This is a genomic window from Dyella sp. 01N36, from assembly GCF_056399745.1.
On sequence record NZ_JBFTRY010000182.1, the window covers coordinates 1 to 6573 of the forward strand.

A 6573-nucleotide genomic window follows, 5' to 3' on the forward strand; every position below is an offset into this window, starting at 1 on the left:
GGGCACAGAGCGCCGACCAGTCGCTGAACCTGAAGCTGCCGGCCAATCTTCCCGCCGCCAGCGCCAGCGCGGCACCGCCGCCACCGCCGGCCACCACGGTGGCCAACAGCACGGGCCAGGCGGCCAAGTCCAACGGCAACGCCACCGCGCAGGCCGCCAACCAGAACGGCAGCTACACCAAGGATCCGCCGGGGACCTATTACGGCGACACCAGCGGCGCGATGGGCGACACCCAGGCGGCCGTCGGCGTTGCGCCGGCCGTGACCTGCGACGACGCCACCTACAACCAGCCGCAGGTGCATGGCTCGGTCACCACGGGCGTGGTTGCCGGCAACCACTTCAGCGGCAACTACACCGGCGGCGGCGTCACGCTCAGCCAGGCCTTCGGCAGCTGCGAACACCCGACCGGCGGCATGAGCATCTCCGTGGGCGGCACCCAGGGCCACTTCGGCCGCTGAGCGCCGGCAGGCCCTGCCTGGACTCGCATCTGGCCCCGCCTGGGGCCACCGGGGTCGAAAGTTCTTGGAAAGGGTCGGTGGTCAGACTGACCCCATGATTTACTGTCATCTTTCCGCGTGGCGCATGCCCCGGACTTCCCCGATTGGCTGCTGCGGAGCTCCCCAGTGATTCAAGACGTCGAGTTCCGCTATGAAGGCGGTCGCAGCGGTGTGCTGCTCATTCATGGCCTGACCGGCACCCCGACCGAGATGCGCCTGCTCGGCAAGGGCCTCAATCGCGCCGGTTACACGGTGTATGGCATGCAGCTGGCCGGTCATTGCGGCGACGTCGACGACCTGCTGAAGACCGGCTGGCGCGACTGGTACGCCAGCGTGGAAGCTGCCGCCGACAAGTTCCGCCACGAGGTGGATCACCTGTTCGTGGCCGGCCTGTCGATGGGCGCCGTGCTGGCGCTCAAGCTGGCCGCCGAGCGTCCGGAATGGGTCAAGGGCGTGGGCGTCTACGGCGCCACCTTCCGCTATGACGGCTGGGCGATTCCGTGGATCGGCAAGTTCTCCTTCCTGCTGCCCCTGCTGCACCGCCTGGGCATCGGCAAGCACCGCATGGTGCACGAGGGTGAACCGTACGGCATCCGCGACGAGCGCCTGCGCGCGCAGATCAGCAGCGCCATGCTGAGCGGCGACAGTGCCGCCGCCGGCCTGCCCGGCAACCCGTGGCCGTCGCTGGGCGAGATGTACAACATGGCTGCGGTGGTAAAGCGCGACCTGCCCAAGGTGGCGGCGCCCTGCCTGATYGCCCACGCCACCGAAGACGACATCGCCAGCATCGAGAACGCCTATCTCGTGCAGCGCGGCGTGTCCGGCCCGGTGGAGACGCTGTGGCTCAAGGACAGCTACCACATGATCACGGTGGACCGGGAACGTCGCCTGCTGACCGACCGCTCGGCGGAGTTCTTCCGCCAGATCGCCGCCACCTACGAACCCGTCGCGCGCGCTGCGGCCTGAGGACTCGCCATGAGTCCCCTGGTTGTCGCGTTGTGGCTGCTCAATGTCACGCTCGATACCGTCGGCCAGCTGTCCTTCAAGGCAGCGGCCGGCGATCCGCGAGCCGGTGATGGCGTTGCGCGTTGGAAGTACATGGCGGCGCGTCCGTGGATCTGGATCGGCGTGCTCTCCTACGTGGCCGAATTCCTGGTCTGGATCGCCTTCCTGTCGCTGGTCGATTTGTCCGAAGGCGTGCTGCTGGGTTCGATCAACATCGTGGTGGTGATGATCGCCGGCCGGATCCTGTTCAAAGAAAAGCTGACGCCTCTACGCGTGACCGGCATGCTGCTGGTGACCGCGGGCGTAGCCATCGTCGGCATGGCCGGAGGCTGAGAAATGTCGATGAAGCTAGCCCGTTTCTACGCCATCGGCTTCACCATCCTGGTGTTGTTCGACACGCTGGTGCAGCTGAGTTTCAAATACGCCGGCGACCATGCGTTTCCGCCCGAGGCGAACTGGGCGTGGATCGTGCGTGTGTTTGGCCATCCGTGGATCTATGTCGCGGTGATCGGCTACGTCGGCAACTTCTTCACCTGGATGACCCTGCTCAAGCACGCGCCGATCGGCCCTGCGTTCGCCGTCACGCACCTGGAAGTGGTGAGCGTGATGCTGTTCTCCGTGTGGCTGTTCCATGAGCCGCTGACCGCCTCTCGCATCATCGGCGCCGTCGCCATCGTGGCCGGCATCATCTGCCTGGCGTTCGCGGAAAGTGGCGCGCATCCGGAAGGCGATGCGCCGACCGAAGCGAAGGGCGCGCTCGGCATCGTGGCCGGCGACTGACCAGACATCCCCCATGTCCCGCGAGCTACCGCCCACCGCCGGCCTGCCGCTACAGCTGAGCGATCTGTGGCCGGGCCGTGCGCCGTTCGCGGACCAGGTCGCTGCATGGCTGGGCGTCGAACAGCTGCAGCTCGAATGCTCGGGCACGGCGGCCATGGTGGTGGCGCTCAAGGCCATGCATGGCCTGAGTCCGCAGCGCGACGAAGTGATCGTCCCCGCGTGGACGTGTCCGCTGGTGGCGCTGGCCATTCATCGTGCAGGCCTCAAGCTGCGCCTGTGCGACCTCGCGCCGAATCACTTCGATATGGATGTCGCCCAGCTTTGCGCATTGGGCAGCGCCAAGACGCTGGCCATCGTGCCGACGCATCTGGCCGGTCGCGTAGCCGACGTCAATGCGGCGCTCGACGTAGCCCATCGCGTGGGCGCCTACGTACTGGAAGACGCCGCGCAAGCGCTGGGCGCGAAGCAGAACGGCCTCAGCGTCGGCCTGCTGGGCGATGCCGGCTTCTTCAGTCTCGCCGTCGGCAAGGGTCTCACCCTGTTCGAAGGTGGCCTGCTGTTGACGCGCGATCCTGTCTTGCGCGCGGCGTTTGCTGCCAGCCACCAGGCCAATATTCGCGCCGACACAAAAATGGACTGGCAGCGTGCGCTCGAACTGACCGGCTACGCGCTGGCCTATCGCCCGTCGCTGTTGGCTTGGGCGTATGGACGTCCATTGCGAAAAGCATTGGCGGCCAACGACCCGGTGGCCGCGGTCGGCGACGATTTTGGCCCCGATATTCCGATGCACACCGTGAGCGACTGGCGGCAGTCGGTGGGTGCGCGTGCGCTGCCCCGACTTCCGGCCTTTCTCGATGCCACGCGCATACAGGCCTTGCGTCGGGTGGAACGTCTGCGGCGCATACCCGGCATTACCGTGTTCGACGATGCGCAGGGCCAGCAAGGCGTGTGGCCCTTCCTGCTGCTCACCCTGCCCGACCAGGCCAGGCGCGATGCGGCGCTGAAGACGCTGTGGACGGCCGGCCTCGGCGTCAGCCGGCTTTTTATCCACGCCCTGCCCGACTACGGCTACCTGCGCGACATCGTCGCCGATGCCGAGCTGCCCAATGCGCGTGCCTTTGCCGCGCGCTCGCTCACCATCACCAACAGCCCCTGGCTGGATGACGCGACGTTTGAAGCCATTTGCGTCGAGCTGGAACGCGCGACGGCCTGAACACCACGTTCAACGCGTCGGTCGTTCATGACTTTCCAATCGCTGTCCCGTGGACAGAAACAACAGCGCACCCACACCAAGGCTCAGGCACGGACCAACCACCGACATGCCCATGCCGGAAGGAATGCTCACCCCCATCATCACCGCCGCATTGGACGCGGCGTGCATCAACACGCACAACAAAATGCTGCGCGTGCGGGTGTATAGCCAGCCGAACAGCAGCGCATTGCCCATCACTCCCACCAGGAACAGCGCGAAGCCCGCGTGGTATTGCGCCACGCCCGGCAGGAAAAACAGTGGCAGATGCCAGACCGCCCAGATCGGCCCGATCAGCAGGGCCGCACGAGCGGCACCGATGGTCCGTGCCCACTCCTCCTGCGTGATGCCCCGCCAGCCGAGCTCCTCCAGGCCGCCGCCGATGATGGTCATCAGCAGGTAGAGCGGAAACAGATACCACGATCGAATGCTGACGAGCGACGCCAGCGCGGGCTTCAAGGCCACGGCGACGCCGATCGCGAACAAGCCCAGCGCGACCGGCAAACCCAGCGCCACCAGATACCACACGGGCCGCACCCGCCAACGCAAAACCCGCTGATTGAACTCGCGCAGCGGCGACTCGTGGCGCGTGCACCACACGGCGACATAGGCGGCGATGGTCGGGCCCAAGCCGCCCAGCACATACAAGGTCATGAAGGGCCATGTGCCATAGCTGGTGGCCTGCGCCTGCGCCAGCGCGACCAGTGCGCCCCAGGCCAACCAGGTGATGGCGAAGGTGACGCCAAGAAAGATCAACGCGCGACGACTGGCGGGAAAATGCTCGGTCATACGATGGCATCGCCTCGAACGTTGCCGGAACGAGCCGGCTCTCGATACGCCTGCGGCATCCTTGCCCGTTCAACGCCGTGCCGGCGTGAATGCGGCGCCGATCTTCAATCCAATGCTTTACACGCTGCTTTCGGCGATGGCTGCCAACAGTCGCGCATTGAACGCCCGCTGCTGCGCCTGCCAGGCATCCAGCTCGGCCTGCGGCACCGGCTCCTGGCCATCCAAGCCGCTCAACAAGCGCTTCCACCACGTGCGGTACTGATAAGCCGAGACTTCGCCGTTGATGTCGCTGGCCACGATGCGTCCACGCAGCGCTTCGATGATCGCCATGGCGTGCGATTCTTCCAGCAGGCCCTGGTCCCAGTTGGTGCGCGCCGTATCGACGCTGAACGCATCCTTGTCGATGGACAGATACGTGGGCTGCGGTGCCTGCTTCAATTGCTGCACGAACGCGCAGGTCAGCGCGTCGGGATCATCGAAGCGATGGAAGGCATCGCTGAGCCCAAGCTTCGCCGCCCAGTCCACGTTCACGTCCATGCACCAATAACTGAGCTTGCCGGCCTGCAGCGGACGCAAATAGTTTTCCCAAGCGTGCCTGGCACCGATGTCGCCGGAGGTAATCCCCACCACGTGCACGTGCGTGACGAACGGCAGCATGGCCACCCGACGCACCCACGATCCGCAATGGATGCCCCAGGGGAAACGCATATTGTCCGGATGGTTGTCGAACACCACCAGCTGGAACGGACCGCGGGCGCGCTGACGCTGCACCAGCGGCCAGGTGAGATGGTGATAGTCGCCCGAGCCCATCAACACGGTGCCGTAGTTTTCCGGCAGACGCGTGTCGAGATAGTCGCGCAGCCGGTGAAACGTGCGCAGCGTGCAGCCAAAGCGGATCGCTTCCTGCCAGTCGGTGAGCGCCAGCGTAGTCGCGCCCGGGATCTGCCCGACCGAACTGTCGAAGTCCAGGATCAGTGGTTCACGCCGGTTCATGCGCTGCCCATTGGCTATCGCTCTCGAAGAATTTGCCTAAGCGGCGCGCGGCCAGCCGCAGCAGCGGATTGCGCAGATAGATCGCGTGCCGCGTCAGGGTGAATTGTGCACCCAGATAGGCCTTGATCTGCGGATCGGTCCAGCCTGCCACATAGTGGGTGAGATGGTGTTCGCGAGCGTAAGCGAGATTGTGGAACCAGCTGGTGAAATACAGGTTCTGCTCCCGCGCCTGCGGATAGGCAAAACCCACGTACTTGTCGATCAGCTTGCCCTCCACCACAAAGCACAGATTCCAGCCGATCATCTCGTCCTGGTGGCGATAGACAAACACCACGCCGCCATTGGTGGCATCGCGCAACACGGCGGCGAAAAACTCGCGGCTGAGCTTGTCGAAATGGACTTCACTCTGCGCGTAGACGTTTTCGTAAAGCGCGTAATAGGCGTCGATCACCGTGTCATCGATGAACGCCGCATCCCCGCATGGCAGCGAAGCCACCGCCACTTCATCGCGCTTGCGCAGTTTGCGGCGGATGTCCTTGCGTCGACTCGACGACAAGCGGGCGAGGTAATCGTCCTCGCCCTGGAAATCGATGGTCACATAAGCGAGCGCCTGCCCTTCCAGCAGGATGAAACCGGCGGCGTCGCAGGCATCGGCGAAACGCTTGCACCAGTCGCCCGTGGCGGCGTCGAACAAGGGCGAGGCCTGCGGTATGTCCTTCACGATCATCAGGCGCTGGCGCCGACCCAGCTGGTCGCGCAAGGCCTTGGCCAGTGCATCGGGCTGGGCATAGCGCGGAAACAGCGCATATTCCGACACCGTGGTTCCCACGAAGGCCGTGCGCCAGCGCAGCAGACGCCCCCACCAGCGATAGCCGGGCGCGCCAGTCACCTTGGCGCGGGCCTCGTCATCGGCGGTGGTGAGCAGGTCGAACGGCGCCACGAAGGCCGGCGTGTCCGCGACCTGCATCACGCTGAAATCGATGGGGGGATGTTCGGCGAACCGGGCGACCAGTGCGTCCGGCTCGAGCTGATTGAGGTACCGCACGCGACAGTTCCACGAGTCACAAGGCCATAGGATACGACTCCCGCCCCGCCCTGCCCACGATTTCCCGCTTAAAAGGCTGGTGAAAGGCAACCCGGCGGAGCATGAGGACAGCCGTTCCATGCGGTGGCGTTCTGGACTTTGTCCTGACGGTTCGTCAGGCTTGTGAAACGGCATCCGGCGGATGCCGTGTGACCCGGCGCCATGGACCCCAGGAA

The 6573-nt window shown here is 65.3% G+C and carries 8 protein-coding genes; 5 read left to right on the forward strand and 3 right to left on the reverse strand.

The genetic code is table 11. From position 1 onward, the window contains the following. The 5 genes from AC1DMG_RS18335 to AC1DMG_RS18355 form a co-directional block, all read left to right on the forward strand. A partial coding sequence (locus tag AC1DMG_RS18335; RefSeq protein WP_477180869.1) for a hypothetical protein occupies window positions 1-458 on the forward strand: 458 nt, incomplete at its 5' end. Window positions 459-623: 165 nt separating this feature from the next. After that, entirely contained in the window at window positions 624-1463 is an 840-nt protein-coding gene (locus tag AC1DMG_RS18340; protein ID WP_441605075.1) for an alpha/beta hydrolase, read from the forward strand. A gap of 9 nt (window positions 1464-1472) precedes the next feature. Further along, window positions 1473-1835 (forward strand): EamA family transporter, encoded by a 363-nt coding sequence (locus AC1DMG_RS18345; protein WP_441605074.1) that lies wholly within the window; start codon window positions 1473-1475, stop codon window positions 1833-1835. Between the two features lie 3 nt (window positions 1836-1838). After that, window positions 1839-2282 carry a DMT family transporter gene (locus AC1DMG_RS18350; protein WP_477176312.1) on the forward strand — a complete coding sequence of 148 codons (444 nt, stop codon included), beginning with the start codon at window positions 1839-1841 and terminating at the stop codon, window positions 2280-2282. A gap of 13 nt (window positions 2283-2295) precedes the next feature. Then, a complete protein-coding gene (locus tag AC1DMG_RS18355; RefSeq protein ID WP_477176311.1) occupies window positions 2296-3495 on the forward strand; it encodes a DegT/DnrJ/EryC1/StrS family aminotransferase in 1200 nt (399 codons plus the stop codon). A gap of 9 nt (window positions 3496-3504) precedes the next feature. Here the strand turns inward: AC1DMG_RS18355 and AC1DMG_RS18360 are convergent, their stop codons facing one another. The 3 genes from AC1DMG_RS18360 to AC1DMG_RS18370 form a co-directional block, all read right to left on the reverse strand. Then, window positions 3505-4320 (reverse strand): CPBP family intramembrane glutamic endopeptidase, encoded by an 816-nt coding sequence (locus AC1DMG_RS18360; RefSeq protein WP_477176310.1) that lies wholly within the window; start codon window positions 4318-4320, stop codon window positions 3505-3507. 117 nt (window positions 4321-4437) lie between these two features. After that, on the reverse strand, window positions 4438-5313 hold the full coding sequence (locus tag AC1DMG_RS18365) for an arginase family protein (RefSeq protein ID WP_477176309.1): 876 nt from the start codon (window positions 5311-5313) through the stop codon (window positions 4438-4440). After that, on the reverse strand, window positions 5300-6358 hold the full coding sequence (locus tag AC1DMG_RS18370) for a GNAT family N-acetyltransferase (RefSeq protein ID WP_477176308.1): 1059 nt from the start codon (window positions 6356-6358) through the stop codon (window positions 5300-5302). The genes AC1DMG_RS18365 and AC1DMG_RS18370 overlap by 14 nt, the downstream gene beginning before the upstream one ends. Window positions 6359-6573 lie beyond the last annotated feature (215 nt).

Coding starts and splice junctions, on each gene's coding strand:
- AC1DMG_RS18360 (WP_477176310.1), bottom strand. CDS start 4,320: ATGACCGAGCATTTTCCCGCCAGTCGTCGCGCGTTGATCTTTCTTGGC.
- AC1DMG_RS18365 (WP_477176309.1), bottom strand. CDS start 5,313: ATGAACCGGCGTGAACCACTGATCCTGGACTTCGACAGTTCGGTCGGG.
- AC1DMG_RS18355 (WP_477176311.1), top strand. CDS start 2,296: ATGTCCCGCGAGCTACCGCCCACCGCCGGCCTGCCGCTACAGCTGAGC.
- AC1DMG_RS18345 (WP_441605074.1), top strand. CDS start 1,473: ATGAGTCCCCTGGTTGTCGCGTTGTGGCTGCTCAATGTCACGCTCGAT.
- AC1DMG_RS18350 (WP_477176312.1), top strand. CDS start 1,839: ATGTCGATGAAGCTAGCCCGTTTCTACGCCATCGGCTTCACCATCCTG.